At 60.6% G+C, this 23,087-nt stretch carries 17 protein-coding genes; 10 read left to right on the top strand and 7 right to left on the bottom strand.

All coding sequences use genetic code 11. The features are described 5' to 3' along the window. Nucleotides 1-57 precede the first annotated feature (57 nt). Nucleotides 58-2,235 (bottom strand): malate synthase G, encoded by a 2,178-nt coding sequence (locus AB4O16_RS14020; RefSeq protein WP_460157937.1) that lies wholly within the window; start codon nt 2,233-2,235, stop codon nt 58-60. Between the two features lie 546 nt (nt 2,236-2,781). On the opposite strand from AB4O16_RS14020, the gene AB4O16_RS14015 reads away from it, so the two are divergent. Continuing rightward, complete coding sequence (locus AB4O16_RS14015; RefSeq protein WP_110661080.1) at nt 2,782-3,300, top strand: glycine cleavage system transcriptional repressor; 519 nt, start codon at nt 2,782-2,784, stop codon at nt 3,298-3,300. A 215-nt stretch (nt 3,301-3,515) separates the two neighbouring features. On the opposite strand, the gene rarD is transcribed toward AB4O16_RS14015, so the two are convergent. The 5 genes from rarD to AB4O16_RS13990 form a co-directional block, all read right to left on the bottom strand. Further along, entirely contained in the window at nt 3,516-4,403 is an 888-nt protein-coding gene (gene rarD / locus AB4O16_RS14010) for an EamA family transporter RarD (protein ID WP_160388442.1), read from the bottom strand. A gap of 214 nt (nt 4,404-4,617) precedes the next feature. Beyond that, a complete protein-coding gene (locus tag AB4O16_RS14005) occupies nt 4,618-5,592 on the bottom strand; it encodes a serine/threonine protein kinase (protein ID WP_460157936.1) in 975 nt (324 codons plus the stop codon). 196 nt (nt 5,593-5,788) lie between these two features. After that, nucleotides 5,789-7,690 (bottom strand): PhoX family protein, encoded by a 1,902-nt coding sequence (locus AB4O16_RS14000; RefSeq protein ID WP_460157935.1) that lies wholly within the window; start codon nt 7,688-7,690, stop codon nt 5,789-5,791. Nucleotides 7,691-7,755: 65 nt separating this feature from the next. Continuing rightward, entirely contained in the window at nt 7,756-8,520 is a 765-nt protein-coding gene (locus AB4O16_RS13995; RefSeq protein WP_460157934.1) for a TOBE domain-containing protein, read from the bottom strand. A 63-nt stretch (nt 8,521-8,583) separates the two neighbouring features. Further along, nucleotides 8,584-9,324 carry a double zinc ribbon domain-containing protein gene (locus AB4O16_RS13990; RefSeq protein WP_460157933.1) on the bottom strand — a complete coding sequence of 247 codons (741 nt, stop codon included), beginning with the start codon at nt 9,322-9,324 and terminating at the stop codon, nt 8,584-8,586. 93 nt (nt 9,325-9,417) lie between these two features. On the opposite strand from AB4O16_RS13990, the gene bioB reads away from it, so the two are divergent. The 7 genes from bioB (at nt 9,418) to AB4O16_RS13955 (ending at nt 16,463) form a co-directional block, all read left to right on the top strand. Beyond that, complete coding sequence (gene bioB, locus AB4O16_RS13985) at nt 9,418-10,473, top strand: biotin synthase BioB (RefSeq protein ID WP_160388437.1); 1,056 nt, start codon at nt 9,418-9,420, stop codon at nt 10,471-10,473. Between the two features lie 120 nt (nt 10,474-10,593). Further along, entirely contained in the window at nt 10,594-11,772 is a 1,179-nt protein-coding gene (gene bioF, locus AB4O16_RS13980; protein ID WP_460157932.1) for an 8-amino-7-oxononanoate synthase, read from the top strand. Then, the gene (locus tag AB4O16_RS13975; RefSeq protein WP_160388435.1) at nt 11,765-12,496 is read left to right on the top strand and encodes an alpha/beta fold hydrolase; all 732 of its coding nucleotides are present in this window, start codon (nt 11,765-11,767) and stop codon (nt 12,494-12,496) included. The genes bioF and AB4O16_RS13975 overlap by 8 nt, the downstream gene beginning before the upstream one ends. Next, nucleotides 12,489-13,301 carry a malonyl-ACP O-methyltransferase BioC gene (gene bioC, locus AB4O16_RS13970; protein WP_460157931.1) on the top strand — a complete coding sequence of 271 codons (813 nt, stop codon included), beginning with the start codon at nt 12,489-12,491 and terminating at the stop codon, nt 13,299-13,301. Before AB4O16_RS13975 ends, bioC begins: the two co-directional genes overlap by 8 nt. Then, nucleotides 13,298-13,978 (top strand): dethiobiotin synthase, encoded by a 681-nt coding sequence (gene bioD / locus AB4O16_RS13965; protein WP_160388433.1) that lies wholly within the window; start codon nt 13,298-13,300, stop codon nt 13,976-13,978. Before bioC ends, bioD begins: the two co-directional genes overlap by 4 nt. A gap of 107 nt (nt 13,979-14,085) precedes the next feature. Beyond that, nucleotides 14,086-14,382 (top strand): pyrroloquinoline quinone biosynthesis protein PqqE, encoded by a 297-nt coding sequence (locus tag AB4O16_RS13960; RefSeq protein WP_160388432.1) that lies wholly within the window; start codon nt 14,086-14,088, stop codon nt 14,380-14,382. A 275-nt stretch (nt 14,383-14,657) separates the two neighbouring features. Then, entirely contained in the window at nt 14,658-16,463 is a 1,806-nt protein-coding gene (locus AB4O16_RS13955) for a phenylacyl-CoA dehydrogenase (RefSeq protein ID WP_160388431.1), read from the top strand. A gap of 78 nt (nt 16,464-16,541) precedes the next feature. Here the strand turns inward: AB4O16_RS13955 and AB4O16_RS13950 are convergent, their stop codons facing one another. Further along, complete coding sequence (locus tag AB4O16_RS13950) at nt 16,542-18,329, bottom strand: hypothetical protein (RefSeq protein ID WP_460157930.1); 1,788 nt, start codon at nt 18,327-18,329, stop codon at nt 16,542-16,544. A gap of 1,146 nt (nt 18,330-19,475) precedes the next feature. On the opposite strand from AB4O16_RS13950, the gene AB4O16_RS13945 reads away from it, so the two are divergent. After that, entirely contained in the window at nt 19,476-21,617 is a 2,142-nt protein-coding gene (locus tag AB4O16_RS13945; protein WP_460158061.1) for a cytochrome-c peroxidase, read from the top strand. A gap of 151 nt (nt 21,618-21,768) precedes the next feature. After that, nucleotides 21,769-23,061, top strand: coding sequence for a GGDEF domain-containing protein (locus AB4O16_RS13940; RefSeq protein WP_160388429.1), 1,293 nt, complete (start codon nt 21,769-21,771; stop codon nt 23,059-23,061). Nucleotides 23,062-23,087 lie beyond the last annotated feature (26 nt).

Genomic DNA, 23,087 nt, shown 5'->3' with positions numbered 1-23,087 from the left:
GCAGAAACAAAAATCCCCCGGTTTTTCAACCGGGGGATTGCTGTGCAGAGAGCTGGTTTACAACCCGTTCTTCGCCTTGAACTCGCGACGACGACGGTGCAGGACCGGCTCGGTATAACCGTTCGGCTGTTTGGTGCCTTCGACCACCAGTTCGACCGCCGCCTGGAAGGCGATGTTGCTGTCGAAGTTCGGGGCCAGCGGACGGTACAGTGCGTCGCCGGCATTCTGGCGGTCAACCACTGGCGCCATGCGCTTGAGGCTTTCCATGACCTGCTCTTCGGTGACGATGCCATGGCGCAGCCAGTTGGCGATGTGCTGGCTGGAAATACGCAGCGTTGCACGGTCTTCCATCAGGCCGACGTCGTTGATGTCCGGCACTTTCGAACAGCCGACGCCCTGGTCGATCCAGCGCACTACATAACCGAGAATGCCCTGGGAATTGTTGTCCAGTTCGTTCTTGATCTGTTCAGCGGTCCACTGCGGGTTCACCGCCAGCGGGATGGTCAGGATGTCGTCTACCGATGCATGCGCACGTTTGGCCAGTTCGGCCTGACGGGCAAACACGTCAACCTTGTGGTAGTGCAGTGCGTGCAGCGCAGCGGCAGTTGGCGAAGGTACCCACGCGGTGTTGGCGCCGGCCAATGGGTGAGCGATTTTCTGCTCGAGCATCGCCGCCATCAGGTCCGGCATGGCCCACATGCCTTTACCGATCTGCGCGCGACCTTGCAGGCCGGTGCTCAGACCGATATCGACGTTGGAATTCTCGTAGGCGCCGATCCATTTTTCCGCCTTCATGTCCGCCTTGCGCACCATCGGGCCGGCTTCCATGGAGGTATGGATTTCGTCGCCCGTGCGGTCGAGGAAACCGGTGTTGATGAACACCACACGCTCGCTCGCCGCCTTGATGCAGGCCTTGAGGTTGATCGTGGTGCGACGCTCCTCGTCCATGATCCCGACTTTGAGCGTGTTGCGTGGCAGGCCCAGCACGTCTTCGATGCGGCCGAACAGCTCGTTGGTGAACGCCGCTTCTTCAGGACCGTGCATCTTCGGCTTCACGATGTAGATGGAGCCGGTGCGGGTGTTTTTGCGCGTGGTGTTGCCGTTCAGGTTGTGCATCGATGCGAGGCAAGTCACCAGGCCATCGAGAATACCTTCCGGTACTTCGTTACCGTCTTTGTCGAGGATCGCATCGATGGTCATCAGGTGACCGACGTTGCGCACGAACAATAGCGAACGGCCGTGCAGGTTTACCGCGTTACCGTCGACACCGGTATAGGTGCGATCGGCGTTCATGGTGCGGGTAAACGTCTTGCCACCCTTGGCGACTTCTTCCGACAGGTCGCCCTTCATCAGGCCGAGCCAGTTGCGGTAGATCACCACTTTGTCATCGGCGTCGACGGCGGCAACCGAGTCTTCGCAGTCCATGATGGTGGTCAGCGCGGCTTCCATCAGGATGTCTTTGACGCCGGCCGCGTCGGTCTGGCCGACCGGGGTGCTGGCGTCGACCTGGATTTCGAAATGCAGGCCGTTGTTTTTCAGCAGGATCGCGGTCGGTGCCGAAGCATCGCCCTGGAAACCGATCAGTTGCGCGTCGTTGCGCAGGCCGGTGTTGCTGCCGCCTTTAAGGGCGACCACCAGTTTGCCGTCGACGATCTTGTAGCCGGTGGAGTCGACGTGGGAGCCGGCGGCCAATGGCGCCGCTTCGTCGAGGAAGGCACGGGCGAAAGCGATGACCTTGTCACCGCGCACCTTGTTGTAGCCTTTGCCTTTTTCCGCGCCGTCGGCTTCGCTGATGGCGTCGGTGCCGTAGAGCGCGTCGTACAGCGAACCCCAGCGGGCGTTCGAGGCGTTGAGCGCGAAGCGGGCGTTCATCACCGGCACCACGAGTTGTGGACCGGCCATGCGGGCGATTTCGTCATCGACGTTTTGCGTCGTGGCCTGGAAATCGGCCGCTTCTGGCAGCAGATAACCGATGTCTTGCAGGAAGGCTTTATAAGCCACGGCGTCGTGCGCCTGGCCGGCACGCTGTTGGTGCCAGCCATCGATACGAGCCTGGAAATCATCGCGTTTGGCGAGTAGGGCTTTGTTCTTCGGCGCCAGGTCATGGATGACCTTGTCGGCACCGGCCCAGAACTTGTCGGCGGTGAGGCCGGTACCGGGAATGGCTTCGTTGTTCACGAAGTCGAACAGGACTTTGGCGACCTGCAGGCCACCGACTTGAACGTGTTCAGTCATTGCTTGCCTCACTCTGCTCAGCTATTTCGCTTTTCAGCTCTTCAATTTAACAATGAAGCCTTTGGCCATTTAAACCACAAACCCCTCTACCAGTACATGCCCATGACGGGCGGCTGGGTTGGGACCAATCAACGGCTTGGGGCCTTGCTGACAGGGCTTTCAGGGTTGCGAACGTGCCTGCGGCAGACATCGATCCAACGTTATGTAGTGCGCGCTGCGGCATACTACATGATGAATTGCGGTTGTGAAAATTAGACTAATCACGTCGTTCTGCGACCCCGTGACGCATTGCGGTCACGGCGCGGAACAGGATGTTCTCAAAAAACTGGTTGATTGTTCCAGTTAAATATCAAAAGTTGTACACGATTTGTTGGCTGGCTTTAGCTCGGCGGTGTGTCGGATCGCCAGCAAGCCGGCTCCTACAGGGGGTTTGGCTATTTTGTAGGAGCTGGCTTGCCAGCGATGGCGTCAGTCGATTCAGCGCAGAAACAACCCTTGCCTATACTTGGTTCTCTATAACAAAAGTCATGACCAGAGGGCCGCGCCATGGACCACCTCGTACTCACCGTTTTCGCACCGGACAAGCCCGGGCAAGTCGAGCGCATTGCCCAATGCATTGCCGAGCATGGCGGCAACTGGCTGGAAAGCCGCATGTCGCGCATGGCCGGGCAATTCGCCGGGATTCTTCGAGTGGGCGTGCCGGCCGAGGCTTACGATGAATTGGTCGATGCCCTGCAAAGCTTGTCCGCCCATGGCATCCGCGTGTTGATCGCCGAAAGCGGTATCGAACAATCCTGCACCTGGAAGCCGATTGCCATGGAACTGGTGGGCAATGATCGTCCGGGGATCGTGCGTGACATCACCCGCTTGTTGAGCGAGCAGGGGGTGAACCTGGAGCGGCTGGTCACCGAAGTGCGCCCGGCACCGATGAGCAGCGAGCCGTTGTTCCATGCCGAAGCGATTCTTGCCGTCCCGTTGACGCTGTCGCTGGACGTGCTGCAATCGCGCCTGGAAACTCTGGCCGACGATCTGATGGTCGAGTTGGTGCTGCGCAGCGACCCCTGAAAAGGTTATCCAAGTTAAACGTGCACCCGCCTGTGGATAACCTGTAGAGACTCCCCGCCAGCCCACGCCGGCCGGGGTTCTTCAGGATCTGATCAAAAAACCAGCAGTTTCAGCCACTTGCACACATTTGGCGGGGATCACGCTGTGGATAACCTTGGGAAGGAATGGTGCAGGCCACGAGATATGTGGCCTGCGGAGGTTTGTATGTTTTTTGATCAGCTGCGGCGGCGCAAACTTATCCACGCATCGACGCTGTAAACCGCCAGGCCGGCCCAGATAAAGATGAAGGCCACCAATGTGCTGGACGACAAGTGTTCACCGAACAGCAGCACCGCTTGCAGCAGCACCAGTGTCGGCGCCAGGTACTGGAGAAAGCCCAGTGTCGTGTAGGGCAAATGCCGTGCAGCAGCGTTGAAGCAGACCAGCGGCACCAGCGTGACCGGTCCGGCCGCCACCAGCCACCAGGCTTCTGACGTGGTCCAGAATTCGGCCTGAGCGCTATGGGCGGTCGGATTGAACAGCAACCAGGCAATGGCGATCGGCACCAGCATCCAGGTTTCCACCACCAACCCCGGCAGTGCCTTGACCGGTGCCTGCTTGCGAATCAGCCCGTAGAAACCAAAGGTCAGCGCCAGCACCAGCGACACCCACGGCAGGCTGCCGACTTGCCAGACCTGTTGCGCCACCCCCACCGCCGCCAGGCCGACGGCAATCCACTGCATGCGCCGCAGCCGTTCGCCGAGGATCAGCATGCCCAGCAACACGTTCACCAGCGGGTTGATGTAGTAACCGAGACTGGCCTCGAGCATGCGGCCATTGTTCACCGACCAGACGTAAGTCAGCCAGTTGGCCGCAATCAGCGTACCGCTCAGGGCCAGGATCGCCAGCCGTCGCGGATTCTCCCGCAACTCGCGCCACCAGCCGGGGTGCTTCCAGACCATCAGCAACAAGGCGCCGAACAGGGCAGACCACAGCACCCGGTGGATGATGATTTCCACGGCGGGCACGTTGGCGATGGCTTTGAAATAGAGCGGGAAAAGTCCCCAGATGATGTAGGCACTCAGGCCCAGAATGTACCCGCGACGCGGGTTGGCGGCTTGCATGCAGAATCCTTGCTTAGGCAGCTAACAAAGAGGGGATTGTAAGGAGATTTGTCTGCGAATGTCCTGACTGAATAGGTAGGTCATTTGTGAACATCGATACCTGTAGGAGCGAGCCTGCTCGCGATGAACGTCAACGATAACGCGTGCTGTCTGGATAAACGCGTTGCCCTTGCGTCCATCGCGAGCAGGCTCGCTCCTACAGGGGGCGGGTGGGTCAGAAGAGTTTCAGTGGTTCTTCCTGGAGCGCGGCCAGTTGCTCGCGCAACGCCAACACTTGGTCCCCCCAATAACGCTCGGTGCCGAACCACGGAAAGCTGCGGGGGAACGCCGGATCTTCCCAGCGGCGGGCGAGCCAGGCGCTGTAGTGCATCAGGCGCAGGGCGCGCAGTGGTTCGATCAGCGCCAGTTCACGGGGATCGAAGTCGTGGAATTCGTTATATCCGTCCATCAGTTCCGACAACTGGCTCAGGCAATCCTGACGATCGCCGGCGAGCATCATCCAGATGTCCTGGACCGCCGGGCCCATGCGGCAGTCGTCGAGGTCGACGATATGGAACATCTCGTCGCGGCACATCATGTTGCCGGGGTGACAGTCACCGTGCATGCGGATGTTCTGGTGGGGCGTGTTGCTGTAGGCATCTTCCACACGCTTGAGCAGATCACGGGCCACCGACTCGTAGGCCGGCAGCAGGCTGCGGGGGATGAAGTTGCCGTCGAGCAGGGTCTTGAGTGAATCGTGGCCGAAATTTTTCACCGCCAGCGCTTCACGGTGCTCGAACGGCCGGGTCGAGCCCACCGCGTGCAAGCGCCCGAGCAACTGGCCCAGGCGATACAGTTGATCGAGGTTGCCCGGCTCCGGTGCGCGGCCGCCGCGGCGGGGGAACAGGGTGAAACGGAATCCGTTGTGTTCGTGCAGGGTTTCACCGTTGTGAATCAACGGCGCCACGACCGGCACCTCGCAGTCGGCGAGTTCGGCGGTGAACTGGTGCTCTTCCAGGATCGCTTCGTTGGTCCAGCGTTGCGGCCGGTAGAACTTGGCGATCAGTGGCTCGGCGTCTTCGATACCGACCTGATAGACGCGGTTCTCGTAGCTGTTGAGCGCCAGGATGCGCGCGTCGCTGAGAAAGCCGATGCTTTCGACGGCATCGAGCACGAGGTCTGGCGTAAGGGTTTCAAACGGGTGGGCCATGCTGACTCCTGCGCGCAGCAGGCTGCTGCGTCCGGCCAGGCATGGTAGCGCAGACGGCGGGGCTTTAGGGGGTGGGCTTGAGATGTGCGTTGTTTGTGCTGACGCCATCGCGAGCAAGCTCGCTCCCACAGGTCATGCGCCAGATTTGAAATCGCGCCAATCCTGTGGGAGCGAGCTTGCTCGCGATGAGGGCCTGTCAGGCGCCGACGATCCCGCCATCTTCCCGCGAAATGGCCATCACCGAAGACCGCGGCTTGCCATTGGGCAGGTGCTCGGGGAAGGTCGAGCCGCCGTTTTCACCCGGATGCTGAATCCCGACAAACAGGGTTTTCTGGTCCGGCGAGAAGCTGATCCCCGTCACTTCACAACCTACGGGGCCAACCATGAAGCGGCGAATCTCGCCGGTGACCGGATCGGCACAGAGCATCTGGTTGTTGCCCATGCCGGCAAAGTCGCCGGCGTTGCTCACATCACCATCGGTGAGAATCCACAAGCGTCCGGCCTTGTCGAAACCCAGGCCGTCCGGGCTGTTGAACATGTTCTGCGGTGTGATGTTCGACGAGCCGGCCTTTGGCGTGCCGGCATGCGCGGTCGGGTTGCCGGCCACCACAAACAGGTCCCAGGCAAAGGTGTGCGAGGCGTGATCGTCGCGTTCGGTGCGCCAGCGCAGAATCTGCCCGTAGACGTTTTTCTCGCGCGGGTTCGGCCCGCCCACCGGTTGTCCGTCTTCGCCGCGCTTGGCGTTGTTGGTCAGCGTGCAGTAAACCTGGCCATCCTTGGGGCTGACCACGATCCATTCCGGGCGGTCCATGCGCGTGGCTTTCACCACACTGGCGGCGAGACGCGCGTGGATCAGCACTTCGCCCTGATCGGCAAAACCGCTGCTGGCGTCGATGCCGTTTTTGCCGTGGGTCAGTTCAATCCATTCGCCCTGGCCTTTGGGGTGATCGGCGTTGCCGTCGCCGGCATCGAAACGCGCAACGTACAGGGTGCCGTGATCGAGAATGTCACGGTTGGCCTTGGGGTTCTTGTGGTCGATCTTGTCGCGGCTGACGAATTTGTAGATGAACTCACCACGCTCGTCGTCGCCCATGTACACCACGGCATGGCCGTCTGCTGTTTCGGCCAGGGCGGCGTTTTCGTGCTTGAAGCGTCCCAGGGCCGTGCGTTTGACCGGCGTCGATTTCGGATCGAACGGATCGATCTCCACCACCCAGCCGTGACGGTTGAGTTCGTTGGGGTTCTTCGCCATGTCGAAGCGCTCGTCGTGCGGGTGCCAGTTGATCTCTTTGCTGGTGGCCACCACGCCGTAGCGTTTCTGCGCCGGGTCGAATTTCTGCTCGGCGTTGCTGCTGCCGAAGCAGTCGGTGAAGTTCTCTTCACAGGTCAGGTAGGTGCCCCACGGCGTCTTGCCGTTGGCGCAGTTCTGGAAGGTGCCGAGAACGTTCTTGCCGTGCGGGTCGGCGCTGGTTTTCAGCAGTGCGTGACCGGAAGCCGGACCGCTCATGGTGATCGGCGCATTGCCGTGAATGCGGCGGTTGTAGCGCGAGCCCTGGACGAATTGCCATTGGCCGTTCTTGCGCTGCACTTCAATCACCGACACACCTTCGCAGGCCAGCGCCTTGCGCACTTCCTGCGCCGATTGCGGCATGCCGCCGTGGGCGTAGAGGTAGCGGTAGTTGGTGTATTCGTTGTTGATCGCCATCAGCGCCCGGTCTTTTTCGCCCGGGAATTCGAACAGGCTCATGCCGTCGTTGTTGTCGCCGAACTGGGCTTCCTGATGTTCGGCGCTGCCGTTGCCGCTCGGATCGAACGCCGGGCCGTCCTTGTGCAGAGGCTGGCCCCAGCTGATCAGCACCGAGGACTTGTAGCCCGCTGGCAGGGTGATGGCGTCGCTGGTGGCGGCGGCAATGCTGTCAAAGCCCAGCAACTGGCTGTTACCGGCGCTGACGCTGGCGGCCATCACGCTGCGGCTCAGCAGACTGCCGCCGAGGAACATCGCGGCGCCGCACAGGGCACCTGCGCTGATGAAGCCGCGACGGCTGAGACCGACCATGGTTTCGAGGTCTGTGGACTGGTTTTCTTCTAATAGGCTCATTTCAGGCTCCCTGCGGTTTTGCAGACACCTTAATGATGAGTAATGAACCTTTTGTTGCAGTTTGCTTAAAGCGGCGTACCCAGCAGAACCCTGGATGGCGAGAACTCCACGCGCACCGGTTTGCCGCACGTCAGCCCCAATGCCTGTAAATGCTCCGGCTCGTCCAGGGCGCAGAGTGTCAGACCGTTGGGCAGGATGATGCGCACTTCGCTGGGGCCATCGTCGGCGTCGAGGATTTTCTCGATGGTGCCTTTCAGACAGTTGTTTCCCTGCGTTTCGGCGGAATCGATTTCCAGCACATCGAGCCAGCCGGCCTTGATCAGTGCCACGACTTCGGTGCCGATTTGCAGCTCCAGGCGCTCGGTGCTGTCGTGGGTGATTTGCGCATCAACGATCAGGCCCTCGGCGACTTCGAGGCGAATCAGGTCGTTGCGCCCCTGAGGCTCGATCGCCATCACCTTGCCGTGCAACTGATTGCGCGCGCTGGTGCGCAGCATCAGGCGCCCCAGCAGGTCGAGGTCGCTCGCGTCTTCGGCGGCTTCCAGCACTTGAGCCTGCAAGGCTTGCAGCTTCTGGTACAGCCGCAACACTCGTTCGCCTTCGATGGACAGGCGCGCGCCCCCACCGCCCTTGCCACCGACTATCCGCTCCACCAGCGGCTTCTGCGCCAGGTTGTTCAGTTCATCGATCGCATCCCAGGCAGCCTTGTAGCTCAGGCCCGCGCTCTTTGCCGCGCGGGTGATCGAGCCCTGTTCGGCGATGTGCTGCAGCAGGGCGATGCGCTGCGGGCGGCGGACAATGTGCTGGGACAACAAGGTAGGCAAGGACATGGCAAGTCGCTTTGGGCTGTGACGATGGTGGGGACGTTGGCCGCTTGGGCCCTGCGAGTCAAGTCAGGGAGTTTCGCCGGGTTTGGGTGTGCGGGCCAGGCAATAGACGTCGACCCTCGCCGCCCCGGCGTCCATCAGCAGGCGAGCCAGAGCCTGGGCCGTGGCACCGGTGGTGAGTACGTCGTCGACCAGGGCCAGGTGCCGGCCTTTGACGACGGCGCCGGGTGCCAAGGCGAAAGCGTTGCGCAGGTTCTTCAGGCGGGCTTCGGCGTTCAAGGCCTGTTGGGCATCGGTGTCCTGGGTTCGCAGCAGCAACCGTTCGTCGCAAGGAATCTCCAGGGCATCACTCAACCAGTGGGCCAGCATCGCCGCCTGATTGAACCCGCGCTGGCGCAGGCGCCGGTTGGCCAGCGGTACCGGCATCAGCAGCTCGGGTCGCTGCAGATCTTCTTCGAAGCGATGTTGCAGGAATTGAGCGAGAAGTTCGGCGAGCAGGCGGCCAAACGGCCACTTCGCGTTGTGTTTGAAGCGGGTGATCAGGCTGTCTACCGGAAAGCTGTAGGTCCAGGGTGCAATCACCTGTTCGAAGGCGGGCGGCAGCCTCAGGCAATGGCCGCAAGTCAGGCCCGCGGCCGGGAGCGGCAGGGCGCAGGTCTGGCAGTGATCACCGAGCCAGGGCAACTCGGTTTCGCAGGCCGTGCAGACAGGCTGGATGCCGTCGGCCGGTTCATCGCACAAAAGACATGATTGTTTGTTTCTTGACCAGATGTAAACCGGTCCTTCGTATCGCGGTTGACAGCGCATCGCTCTTCCTTAAATATGCCGAAACATCTGTGAGGCGACTGTGACATTCCATTACCCAGCCGCAAGCCAAAGCATAATTCAAAGGAAACGCCCATGAGCGCCAGCACCACTGCAACCCTGCGTCATGACTGGACTTTGGCCGAAGTCAAAGCACTCTTCGTTCAGCCATTCAACGACCTGCTGTTCCAGGCGCAGACGGTGCACCGCGCGCATTTCGACGCCAACCGCGTCCAGGTTTCCACCTTGCTGTCGATCAAAACCGGCGCCTGCCCGGAAGATTGCAAATATTGTCCGCAGTCCGGTCACTACAACACCGGGCTGGAAAAAGAAAAACTGATGGAAGTGCAGAAGGTCCTCGAAGAGGCCGCTCGCGCCAAGGCCATCGGTTCGACCCGCTTCTGCATGGGCGCGGCGTGGAAGCATCCGTCGGCCAAGGACATGCCTTACGTTCTGAAGATGGTCGAAGGCGTGAAAGCCCTGGGTCTGGAAACCTGCATGACCCTCGGTCGCCTGGATCAGGATCAGACCGAAGCGCTGGCCAAGGCCGGCCTCGACTACTACAACCACAACCTCGACACCTCGCCGGAGTTCTACGGCAGCATCATCACCACCCGCACCTACGGCGAACGCCTGCAAACCCTGGCCTACGTGCGTGATTCCGGGATGAAGATCTGTTCCGGCGGCATCCTCGGCATGGGCGAGTCGCTGGACGACCGCGCCAACCTGCTGATCCAGCTGGCCAACCTGCCGGAGCATCCGGAGTCGGTGCCGATCAACATGCTGGTGAAAGTTGCCGGTACGCCGCTGGAAAATGCCGACGACGTCGACCCTTTCGACTTCATCCGCATGCTCGCCGTCGCGCGCATCCTGATGCCGCAATCCCACGTGCGCCTGTCCGCCGGCCGCGAAGCGATGAACGAACAGATGCAGGCCCTGGCCTTCTTCGCCGGCGCCAACTCGATTTTCTACGGCGACAAACTGCTGACCACCGCCAACCCGCAGGCCGACAAGGACATGCAACTGTTCTCGCGCCTGGGCATTTTGCCGGAAGCCCGCGAAGAGCACGCCGACGAGGTGCATCAGGCCGCGATCGAACAGGCGCTGGTGGAGCAGAAGAGCAGCGAGCAGTTCTATAACGCTGCCGTCTAATCAACGCTGAACCTGTAGGAGCCGGCTTGCTGGCGATGGCGTCACCACGGCTATCCAGATAGACCGAGGCGAAGCCATCGCCAGCAAGCCGGCTCCTACGATCTGACTTTCGAGGCCTGCATGTCTTTCGATCTCGCCGCACGCCTTGCTGCCCGTCGTGCCGAAAACCTCTACCGCCAGCGTCCGCTGCTCGAAAGCCCGCAGGGGCCGCAAGTGGTGGTCGATGGCCAGCCGCTGCTGGCGTTCTGTAACAACGACTACCTGGGCCTGGCCAATCATCCGCAAGTGATCGAAGCCTGGCGTGCCGGTGCTTCGAAGTGGGGCGTGGGTGGCGGGGCATCGCATCTGGTCATCGGCCACAGCAGCCCGCACCACGCACTGGAAGAAGCCCTGGCCGAGCTGACCGGTCGTGCGCGTGCGCTGCTGTTCACCACCGGCTACATGGCCAACCTCGGCGCGGTCACGGCGCTGGTGGGGCAGGGCGATACGGTGCTCGAAGACCGGCTCAATCATGCGTCGCTACTCGACGCGGGGCTGTTGTCCGGCGCGCGGTTCAACCGTTATCTGCACAACGACGCGGCGAGCCTGGCCAAACGCCTGGAAAAAGCCACCGGCAATACGCTGGTCGTCACCGACGGTGTGTTCAGCATGGACGGCGATATCGCCGACTTGCCGGCGCTGGCCCGCGAGGCCAGGGCCAAAGGTGCCTGGCTGATGGTCGACGATGCCCATGGATTCGGCCCGCTGGGTGCCAACGGTGGCGGCGTCGTCGAACATTTCGGTTTGAGCCAGGATGACGTTCCGGTGCTGGTCGGCACCCTCGGCAAGGCCTTCGGTACGGCAGGCGCTTTTGTCGCCGGTAGCGAAGAGTTGATCGAGAGCCTGATCCAGTTCGCCCGCCCCTACATCTACACCACCAGCCAGCCACCGGCGCTGGCCTGCGCTACCCTGAAGAGCCTGGAGCTGCTGCGCAGCGAACACTGGCGGCGCGAGCATTTGCAGACGCTGATCCGCCAGTTCCGTGACGGTGCCGAACAGATTGGCCTGGAGCTCATGGACAGCTCCACGCCGATCCAGCCGATCATGATCGGCGACGCCGGGCGCGCGGTGCGTCTTTCGCAAATGCTGCGTGAACGCGGGTTGATGGTGACCGCGATTCGCCCGCCGACCGTGCCCGCCGGCAGCGCCCGACTGCGGGTCACGCTGACGGCTGCACACAGCGAAGCTCAGGTACAGCTATTGTTAAACGCACTGGCCGATTGTTTTCAACAACTGCAGCCGGAGCCAAGCCATGCGTGATCGTCTGATTCTGCTGCCCGGTTGGGGCCTTGGCGTTTCACCGCTGGAGCCTCTGGCGGCGGCGTTGAGCGGCCTGGATGAGCGCCTGCGCGTCGAGATCGAGCCATTGCCCGACCTGGAGTCGAGCGATCTTGAAGAATGGCTCGATGAGCTCGATTCGACATTGCCGCAGGACGCCTGGTTGGGTGGCTGGTCACTGGGCGGCATGCTCGCCTGCGAACTGGCGGCCCGGCGGGGCGATCGCTGCTGTGGCGTGTTTACGCTGGCCAGCAACGCTTCTTTTGTCGCTCATGAACAATGGGCAGCCGCCATGTCCGGGGAAACCTTCGATGCGTTTCTGAGCGGATGTGCAGCCGACCCGCGAGCGACCTTGAAACGCTTTTCACTGCTTTGCGCCCAGGGCGCCGAAGACCCGCGCGGATTGTCGAGATTGTTGCTCGGTGGCGCTCCGAACACTGCCGCGCCGGTGTTGCTCAGTGGCCTGCAGGTGCTGGCGCAACTGGATACCCGCCAGGCAATGCAATCTTTCCGCGGCCCGCAACTGCATTTGTTCGCCGGCCTCGATGGGCTGGTGCCGGCGGAAGCGGCGGGCGAGTTGCTGGCATTGCTGCCGGATGTCGAAATCGGTCTGATTGAGCAGGCCAGCCACGCGTTTCTCCTGGAAGACCCCCACGGTGTGGCGGGGGCGATCCAGGCCTTCTTGCATGAGTGCGGCGATGACTGATCTTTCCTTCCCCAAACTGCCCGGCGGCTTGCCCGACAAGCGTCAGGTAGCCGCGTCTTTCTCCCGCGCGGCGGCCAGCTACGACAGCGTGGCCGAGCTGCAGCGCGATGTCGGCAGCCAATTGCTCGGGCGCCTGGCGCAGGACTTCGTCCCGCAGCGCTGGCTGGATCTTGGCTGTGGCACCGGGTATTTCAGTCGTGCCCTGGGTGAGCAATTTGCGGGCAGTCACGGCGTGGCGCTGGACATCGCCGAAGGCATGCTCAACCACGCCCGGCCATTGGGCGGTGCCACGCACTTCGTGGCCGGCGATGCCGAACGTTTGCCGCTGCAGGATTCGACCTGCGACCTGATCTTCTCCAGCCTGGCGGTGCAGTGGTGCGCGGACTTCGAAGCGGTGCTCAGTGAAGCCTTTCGAGTGCTGAAACCGGGTGGCGTTTTCGCGTTTGCTAGTCTGTGTGTAGGGACCTTGTTTGAATTGCGCGACAGCTGGCGCGAAGTCGATGGCATGGTGCACGTCAATCGCTTCCGGGAGTTTGGTGTTTATCAGCAGTTGTGTGCGGCCAGCGGCTTGAGGACGGTCAGCCTGCAAAACGTTGCGCATGTGCTGCATTACCCGGACGTGCGCAGCCTGACCCATGAGCTCAAGGCGCTGGGCGCGCACAACCTCAACCCCGGTCGGCCGGGCGGCTTGACCGGCCGCGCGCGGATCATGGGGTTGATCGAGGCTTATGAGCAGTTTCGTCAGGCCCGGGGGCTGCCGGCGACTTATCAAGTGGTGTACGCCGTTTTGGAGAAACCCTTATGAGCGCAGCCTATTTCATCACCGGCACGGATACGGATGTCGGTAAAACCACAGTCGCCGCCGGGCTGCTGCATGCGGCGCGTTCGGCGGGGTTGAGCACAGCGGCGGGCAAACCGGTCGCTTCCGGTTGCGATGTGACGCCCAAAGGCCTGCGCAACGCCGATGCGCTGGCCTTGCTGGCGCAGTGTTCGCTGCCGCTGACCTATGCACAGGTCAACCCGGTGGCGTTCGAGCCGGCCATCGCCCCGCACCTGGCGGCGCGAGAGGCGGGCGTGGCGCTGACGGTGCAGTCGTTGCTGGCGCCGATGCGGCAGATTCTGGGGCTGCAGGCGGATTTCACGCTGATCGAAGGCGCCGGCGGCTGGCGCGTACCCTTGGCGGATCAGGACAATCTGTCCGACCTGGCAATCGCCTTGAAGCTGCCGGTCATACTGGTGGTCGGCGTGCGCCTGGGTTGCATCAGCCATGCGTTGTTGACGGCCGAAGCGATTGCGCGGGACGGCCTGCAATTGGCCGGGTGGGTGGCAAACATCATCGACCCGAAAACCTCGCGGCTTGAAGAAAACCTCGCGACGCTCGCCGAGCGCCTGCCGGCTCCATGCCTGGGGCGTGTGCCGAAACTCAAATCAGTCACGGCTGAAGCCGTGGCCGAACATCTCCAGCTGGATCTGCTCGACTAGGCTTTGCCTATGACAGGGCACTGTGCCATTAGTGTTTTTGTCGGGTGTTTTGCCGATCACTCTGCTTCAATGGGCATCGTTGATCCTTTGAAAGGACGAGTTCTCCCATGGAAATCTCAGGAAACACCGCTTTTTATGCCGGTCTGAGCACCCTTCAGACTGGGCAGAACCGTATCGATCAAGCCGCCGGGCAGATCGCCAACACCACCATCGAGCGTTCGGTCACCAGCCAGTCCTCCGAGGCGCAGGTCGATCGTTTGCGTTCGGTCGACCGTAGCCAGCAATCGGACCTGGCCAGTAGCGTGGTCGAGATGTCCCAAGGCAAGATTCAGGCGGAGCTGGGCGTGAAAGTCGCCAAGGCAGCCGACGAAGTGCTCGGAACCCTGATCGATACCTACGCCTGATTGCTCGCTGGACCACCTCTCAAACGCCGCGCTTGTTCGCGGCGTTTTTCTGCGTAAGCCCTTCTTCCTCAACTAATCTTTTTTGCATGGCCGGATGCGTTGAAAAAACGACTGCGTGGTCACGTGCCTGATACCTGGACAGGTGGGGACGAACGGCAAAAGATCGACGCTTGACAAGATTTCGGCGTAAACGTATGTTTCAAACAACTGTTTGATCGCAACAACAAATCCATGCGGTCGTTCATTCCCGGTTACATCAGCAGAGGTTTATCGCTATGCCTGACTACAAGGCCCCCTTGCGTGATATTCGCTTCGTTCGTGACGAACTGCTCGGCTACGAAGCGCACTATCAGAGCCTTCCGGCTTGCGCCGACGCAACCCCGGACATGGTTGACGCCATTCTCGAGGAAGGCGCCAAGTTTTGTGAGCAGGTATTGGCTCCGCTGAACCGTGTGGGCGACCTCGAAGGTTGCACCTGGAGCGAGTCCGGCGTTAAGACCCCGACTGGCTTCAAAGAGGCCTACAAGCAATTCGTCGAAGGCGGCTGGCCAAGCCTGGCTCACGACGTAGAGCACGGCGGCCAAGGCCTGCCGGAGTCCCTGGGTCTGGCGATCAGCGAAATGGTCGGCGAGTCCAACTGGTCGTGGGGCATGTACCCGGGCCTGTCGCACGGTGCGATGAACACCATCTCCGAGCACGGCACCCCTGATCAGCAGCACACTTACCTGACCAAGCTGGTGACTGGCGAATGGACCGGCACCATGTGCCTGACCGAACCGCACTGCGGCACCGACCTGGGCATGCTGCGCACCAAGGCCGAACCTCAGGCCGACGGTTCCTACAAAGTCTCCGGCACCAAGATCTTCATCTCGGCCGGTGAACACGACATGGCCGACAACATCGTCCACATCGTCCTGGCCCGCCTGCCGGATGCACCGGCCGGCACCAAAGGCATCTCCCTGTTCATCGTGCCGAAGTTCATGCCGAACGCCGATGGTTCGGTGGGCGCGCGTAACGCCGTGTCTTGCGGTTCCCTGGAACACAAGATGGGCATCCACGGCAACGCCACCTGCGTGATGAACTTCGACGGCGCTACCGGTTTCCTGATCGGCCCGGCGAACAAAGGCCTGAACTGCATGTTCACCTTCATGAACACCGCACGCCTGGGTACCGCGCTGCAAGGCCTGGCCCACGCTGAAGTGGGTTTCCAGGGCGGCCTGAAATACGCTCGCGACCGTCTGCAAATGCGCTCGCTGACTGGCCCGAAAGCGCCGGACAAAGCCGCTGACCCGATCATCGTGCACCCTGACGTACGCCGCATGCTGTTGACCATGAAGGCATTCGCCGAAGGCAACCGTGCAATGGTTTACTTCACCGCCAAACAGGTCGACATCGTCAAATACGGCGTCGACGAAGAAGAGAAGAAAAAAGCCGACGCACTGCTGGCCTTCATGACTCCTATCGCCAAAGCCTTCATGACCGAAGTCGGTTTCGAATCGGCCAACCACGGCGTGCAGATCTATGGCGGCCACGGCTTCATCGCCGAGTGGGGCATGGAGCAGAACGTTCGCGACAGCCGCATTTCGATGCTGTACGAAGGCACCACCGGTATCCAGGCACTCGACCTGCTGGGCCGTAAAGTATTGATGACCCAAGGCGAGGCCCTGAAAGGCTTCACCAAGATCGTCCACAAGTTCTGCCAGACCAACGAAGGCAACGAAGCGGTTCAAGAGTTCGTCGCTCCGCTGGCTGCACTGAACAAGGAATGGGGCGAGCTGACCATGAAGGTCGGTATGGCCGCCATGAAAGATCGCGAAGAAGTCGGCGCGGCCTCCGTGGACTACCTGATGTACTCCGGTTACGCCTGCCTGGCCTACTTCTGGGCTGACATGGCGCGCCTGGCTGCCGAGAAACTGGCTGCCGGCACTTCCGAAGAGGCGTTCTACACCGCCAAGCTGCAAACTGCGCGCTTCTACTTCCAGCGCATCCTGCCGCGTACCCGCACTCACGTTGTAACCATGCTGTCGGGCGCCAACAACCTGATGGACATGAAAGAAGAGAACTTCGACCTGGGCTACTAAGCCTTAACGAAGTACTTCAAAAAACCGCCGCTCCTTTTCGGAAGCGGCGGTTTTTTTTGCTCAGTCACCAGACCCGGATCACCATGGCGTTGGAGCCAGAGGACCGACACCTCCGGGTGTATTGGCGCCTTCTCCGTTACGTATGAATGGTAGATGCCAGAAGTCGTTCGGGACAACAGGATCACCAGGCTTGACGCCTTCCGGAAAGATGAACTCAAACACCGGCGCCACATACTGCCCAGCGACCAGCCCGTTGGCTACGGTCAGCCTGCTAGCGTTCTGGATGCAGCTGTCCACGCCCGCTTGCGAGAGCGTTTGCTGTGGAACGCACATTGAGCGTGCAACGACCCGCAGGGTACGCGTTGGCTGGCTCAAGAGCCCGGCGGGTGCCTTGGTCGCCCGAACTCTGGCGCGTTGTGGCTGAGGGCCCGTGTTCTGTGTGGTAATGCCACCCGTGGCGCCCAGGCAACTGGTCGCAAGGGCCAGCGCAGGATTGCACTCACCCGTCATCTCATAGGGTGTAACCCAGCGGTTGGTTTGTGCGCCAGTCGTTGGGTTGACATCGATCAGATAAATGTCGACCGGGGTCTTGATGTCGGTGGTTGAAGCTTCAAGGAAAATCCGGTCCTGGGTTTCCTGGGCGCCACCGCCGATTGCTGTTACCGCTGGGTCGGCAGTACCGACACCAAATTCCCCGATAGATAGATAGCTCGGTTGGGAACCGGGCTGAGTGTAGATCCCCACGTTGGCCTCAATCGTGTGCGCAGAGATGAAGTCCGGGGCCCCCGTTGTCGCGGACTTGAACAAGGTGCCGGCCCAACTGATGAAGTCGCCGACTTCGAAGGGGGCCTGTTGAGACGGGTCGGGGTCCGTCGCCGTACGCGAAGCATCGCTGAGTCTCTTCATGACGTATTGGCTGCAATAGGTCTGTCCCGTCACCGGAGGAGAAAGGTCTCCGCTGGCCGGAGGCGTTACGCCCGCCTGGGCGAAGTTGCGGCAGTTGTTGGTCGTGGTCGGAGTTACCGCTTTTGGCCGGTTTTTTTGTGGGCAGAGTGCATCGTCCCCGGAAATCGTGCGCGGCACGCACATCGGGTACCCGGTTGCGGCGTGGATAGTCGGGTTTGCATCATCGACGGAGAAACGTGGGTCGGGGCTTTGAGCGCGGCCAAAACGTCCATTCGGGTCGTTGATCTGTAGGATCGTGGGCAGCAGAGGATTACCGCTGTCAACTTCGATGTTGCCGTTGGTGTAGTCGATGCGGGTAATGATCCCACTACCAGCATTCGCGGCTTGCTGGGAGACAAAAATCAGCCCGGCTATTTGTTTGTTGGACACAGAGTTACCTACCACGTGGATCTCGAACGACGGATAGGAAGTCGGTCCCTTGTTGAGCGCCAGCGTACCGCCCCTGACGAACTCGGCCCAGGTCAGGGTATTGGCTGGCATTTGCAGGACCGTATTGCAAGGGACGGTAATCGTTACGCCGTTCAGTTGGACGGTACCTCCATATCGGCCAGGGTCAGTGGTGCCAGGGCAATTCACATTGGTGGGATCGAGCGTCATGTTCTGGATAAAGCCTGTAACGTCGAACCCATGAATCGCAGTCGGGTCTGTAAAAACCGGATCGGGCAGTGTGGGTGTCGTGAACGGCGAGGTCGCCCCTGCTGGGGGCTTGGCAGTCCCGCCGCCGCCACCACCGCCACCACCACCGCCAGCTCCGTTTTTGGCAAATGCATCTGCGCCACCACCAATGGCCAGTGCGACGGCAACGGCAGTGGCGAGCAGGGCATGACGACCGAAGATGCTGTTGGATCGTTTGTGGAGCAGCGGTATGGCGGGCGTTTTTTCGTACAAGGATAGGTTCATGGATCTCTCCAGAATATTGCAGGACCAGTGGCCGGCCAGTCGACTCGCAGCTCTGCTGATGCGCTGAATCCTGCGCAAGAAAAGCGCAAAGCCGTGGGTGTCGAATTGGGGCTCGATCCACCGGACAAGTGCCTGCGTATGGCCCGACACTTTCCCTCTGGATGCTTTCAACCTGCGTTGCGTCGGCCGGTTACGGGCGCAATCGCGAGAGACATTCCTTGAGCCTGAGGTGTACAAAGCAGTTGTCGTGCCTGCTATGAAGCAATTTGATACAAGTAGCCGCCAATGCACTTGGAATGCGGACTGCGCGGCCAAGGATGGAACTGCGCTCAACACTGCGGGATTAATATCCACCAACATAGGGGGGGATACATGCCCAAGTTAGGGAGTGTGCGAAGTGAAGTTTAGATACTTGCGCGGTGCGTTCTGTCCTAAGTGCTGAATGAGAAATGTTGTCTATATCTACTCTGGGCGAAAAGGAATCGCAAGAAAATTTATCGAAGTATGGGTCGTGTGGTTTTGTGTTGATATTAAATAAAACCCATAGCTCGCGCTGTGCAACTTGCGCACGCGCGGAATAGTTGTGTTTTGTGATGGTTGGCTCCTATTGATTGTCTGGGCTTGCAGGCGATTATTGTAAGTGCCGTTAGCCCCGGCGAAGTATGAGTAAGCAATTGCTCTGCCAAATTCTCAAGCATTAATCTGAACATATATTTAGCTTTGAAAACATTGGCTTAAGATTCTTGTGTGAGCCGTTTTATGCAAGGCTCTGGGGGCGTTACCCAGTATTGGGGGAAAGTTAACCAAATGTGAGGTCAGTCTTTAGTCTTAGTTTTTTTGTGTTGTCAGGTGTTTTTGCAAACACAGTTTTTATTGTGCAGGCCTGGATAAAAAATTATTGTTTTTTTCTGTTGAAATGTTTTGTTACAGCTAGAGTGTAGTTAAGTGCACCCGTCGGTGCGACAGAGCAATGTCTTAATCAAGCCTGAGCCAAGAGAGTACTTTTTCAGCCAAGCTTCGCCTTGCCCGAGCGATTTCGAGTAGGGGTAACTATTCGTGCAAGCAGCAAAGTTTCGGCGATGAGTTCATCTTCCAACAGGATAATTACGGATTCTGGCGACTCCCTACTGAATCGAGAGTGTCATGATGGTCAAGTACTTGAGCCTCTTTCGAATTACCCGTTTTGCCTGTGCGATGGCGGGCGCTCTATTGGCCATCGGTCTACCGGTCGTGAGTGCCAAGGCTGCTGACCCGGTCGCGGTCGATCCGCCCGTACCGGACGTGCCCACTCTGCAATCGCTGCGTGGGCTGCTGCCGCCCGACCCTTCTGGAACCGAAGGCGGGCGCAAAGTCGACCTGATGACCGACTACGTGCTCAATCGCCCGGCGGCAGTGCTGCTGGGCAAGGCACTGTTCTGGGACATGGAGATCGGCAGTGACGGCTCTACCGCTTGTGCGTCCTGCCACTTCCACGCGGGTGTCGATCACCGCACCACCAACCAGATCAACCCGGGCCAGGCGAACACCAACGCGAACGTCTCCTCAATCTTCAACAAACCGTTCACCGCCTCCGACATTCCGGGCGATGTACCGACCTACACCACCAAATCCGGTGGCAAGGGTGGTCCGAACTATCTGCTGAAGAAAAGCGACTTCCCGACCCATGTGCTGGCCAATCCGCTGGATCGCAATTCGGCGATTCTCTTCTCGACTGACGATGTGATCGGTTCGCAAGGCGTGTTCGACGCCAACTTCGTCAAGCCCCATCAGGCGCGTTTCGACAAGTGCGTCCAGCAACCGGACGGCATCTTCCAGGTGGGCGGCATCAACGTTCGCCGCAGCACCGGGCGCAACGCACCCACGGTGATCAACGCCGCGTTCAACGTGCGCAACTTCTGGGATGGCCGGGCCAATAACGTCTTCAACGGTTTCTCACCGTTCGGCAATCGCGACCCTGACGCCGGGATTTTCGTGACCGGCGATCGCGGTGGCGTGGCGACCAAGGTCAGGCTGGCGCTCAAGGATGCCTCCGCCGCCTCGCAAGCGGTAGGGCCTCCCGGCAGCCCGGTGGAAATGTCCTGCGGCGGGCGTACCTTCGCTGATATCGGCCGACGCATGCTCGACACCTTGATGCTCAAGCAGCAACGGATCTCGTCCAGCGATTCGGTACTCGGGCCGGTTTCCGGTGCCCGTCGGCCGACTTACCGTGAACTGATCAAAAACGCGTTCCAGCCGCGCCTGTGGAATGCCACGCAGCAGGTCTCGCTGGGCGGCGCGCCATACACCCAGATGGAGGCGAACTTCCCGCTGTTCTTCGGGTTGGCGATTCAGTTGTATGAGTCCACGCTGATCTCGGACCAGGCGCCGCTGGATGCCTACTTACAGGGTGATCACACCGCAATGAATGAGCAGCAGGTCCAGGGCATGAAGCTGTTCCTGGGCAAAGGCAAATGCGTCAGTTGCCACGGTGGCGCGGAGTTGACCAACGCCGGAAGCCGCTTGCTCTTCCACCCGCGTGAGCGTATCGAGCGGATGGTCATGGCCGACAACCTGACCACGCTCTATGACAACGGCTTCTACAACACAGGGGTGCGTCCGACCTCGGAAGACCTGGCACTCGGCGGGACGGATGCCTGGGGCAATCCGCTGTCTTTCACTCGCGAGTACAACACCTTGCTCCAGGGCGGCCAGATCCCTGACCCGCTGGAAGTTGATGTGTGCACCTTCGAAGCGCCCTTGAGTCCGGCCATACCTTGTGATGCGACGCTCAAGCCCAAAGTCGGTTTCCGCGACTCGGTCGATGGCGCCTTCAAGACGCCGACCTTGCGCAACATCGCGTTGACCGGGCCGTACTTCCACAACGGTAGTCGCGCAACGCTGCAGCAGGTGATGGAGTTCTACAACCGCGGCGGCGACCGGCGTGGCGAAGATGCCAGCAATACCAGTGGCTTCGAGCACCCTGCGGTCAATCAGCACAACGGCTCCAATCTTGATCCGGACATGACCCGGCTGAACCTGACCCCGGATGAGGTGGATGCGCTGGTCAAGTTCATGGAGGTCGGGCTCACCGATCCGCGAGTGGCGTGGGAGCGGGCGCCGTTTGATCATCCTTCGCTGGTACTGCCACAGGGCGAAAAGGGTGATGAAAACTCGGTCGGGCAAAAACCGGCCAGTCCGAAGATCACTACCCGGCAGGCACAGGACGCCGACATCCAGCTCAGACCGGTCGGTGCGGAAGGTCGCACACGTCTGGAGGGTCCGCTGCAACCGTTCAACAACGATCTGTAAGAGGTTTTCCCCTTGCGCCACTGGCGACTGATGGCCGCCAGTGGCGCCCTTTTTCAAATACCTCAGTATTTCACTCAGCAAATCGAGGTTTCTGCCGTTACAGTAGTGGGCACATTGCCATCTATTGGTCTGACGGGTCGGAGCTTTACCCTTGTTGCGTTCTTCCGCTGTGCGTTTCAGTCATTTCCTGCCGTCTTTACTGCTGTTGCTGGCGGGGCTTGCGGCTGCATACATCAAGGATCTGAACGTCTTTTTCACCTCGCTGTTCAACGTGCTGCCGACCCTGGTGTTGCTGCTCGGTGGCGCCTATTGCGCGGTGTACCGACGCCAGCGCGAACTGTTTCTGATGGTCACGGTGTACATCGGCTACTTCCTGCTCGACACCCAGACCGACTATTACCGCGACAACGGCAAGGTGCGTGACGATGCCGCCGTGGTCTTTCACCTGTGTTGCCTGCTGCTGCCCTTGTTGTTTGGTGTGTTCGCGGCCTGGCAGGAGCGCACCCATCTGTTCCAGGACATGGTGGCGCGTTTCGCCGTATTGCTGGCAGTCGGCAGCGTGGCGCTGGGGCTTGAGCAAAGTTATCCACATGCGCTGCTGATCTGGTTGTCGGAGATCCGCTGGCCCGCTTTGCATGGCGCCTGGATGAGCCTGATCCAGTTGTCCTATCCGGTGTTCATCGCCGCGTTCTTGCTGCTGGCCTGGCAGTACTGGCGCAACCCGCGACCGCTGCATGCCGCGCAACTGGTGGGGCTGCTCGGGTTGTTCTGGATGTTGCCGAAAACCTTCATCCTGCCGTTCACGCTGAACATCATGTGCAGCCAGGTGATGCTGATGATCGCCGCCGCCGTTGCCCACGAAGCCTATCAAATGGCCTTCCGTGACGAACTGACCGGGCTGCCGGGGCGTCGTGCGCTGAATGAACGCATGCAACGGTTGGGGCGCAACTATGTGTTGGCGATGAGCGACGTCGACCACTTCAAGAAATTCAACGACACCCATGGCCACGACGTCGGCGACCAGGTGCTGCGGCTGGTGGCCAGCAAACTGTCGAAAATCGGCGGGGGCGGTAAGGCGTATCGCTATGGCGGCGAGGAATTCGCCCTGGTGTTTGCAGGCAAGACCCTCGAGGAATGCATGCCGCACCTGGAGGTCATCCGCGAGTCCATCGCCACGTACAACATTCAGCTGCGCAATCAGGAAAACCGCCCGCAGGACGACAGCCAGGGGCGCCAGCGGCGTGCCGGTTCCGGGGCGTCGAGCGTGTCGGTGACAGTCAGTATCGGCGTGGCCGAACGGATCGACCAACGCACCCCGGAAGAGGTGCTCAAGTCCGCTGACCAGGCGCTCTACAGCGCCAAGGGCGCGGGGCGCAACTGCGTGATGGCGTTCGGGCAGAACCGCCGTGGCGCGGTGCGCATGGACGCCGCTACGGTTGAGTGATGATGGCGCATTCAGCGAGCGCAAAG

It is taken from the genome of Pseudomonas sp. S2_H10 (assembly GCF_054668285.1).
This window is presented reverse-complemented; position numbering and strand designations above follow the sequence as displayed.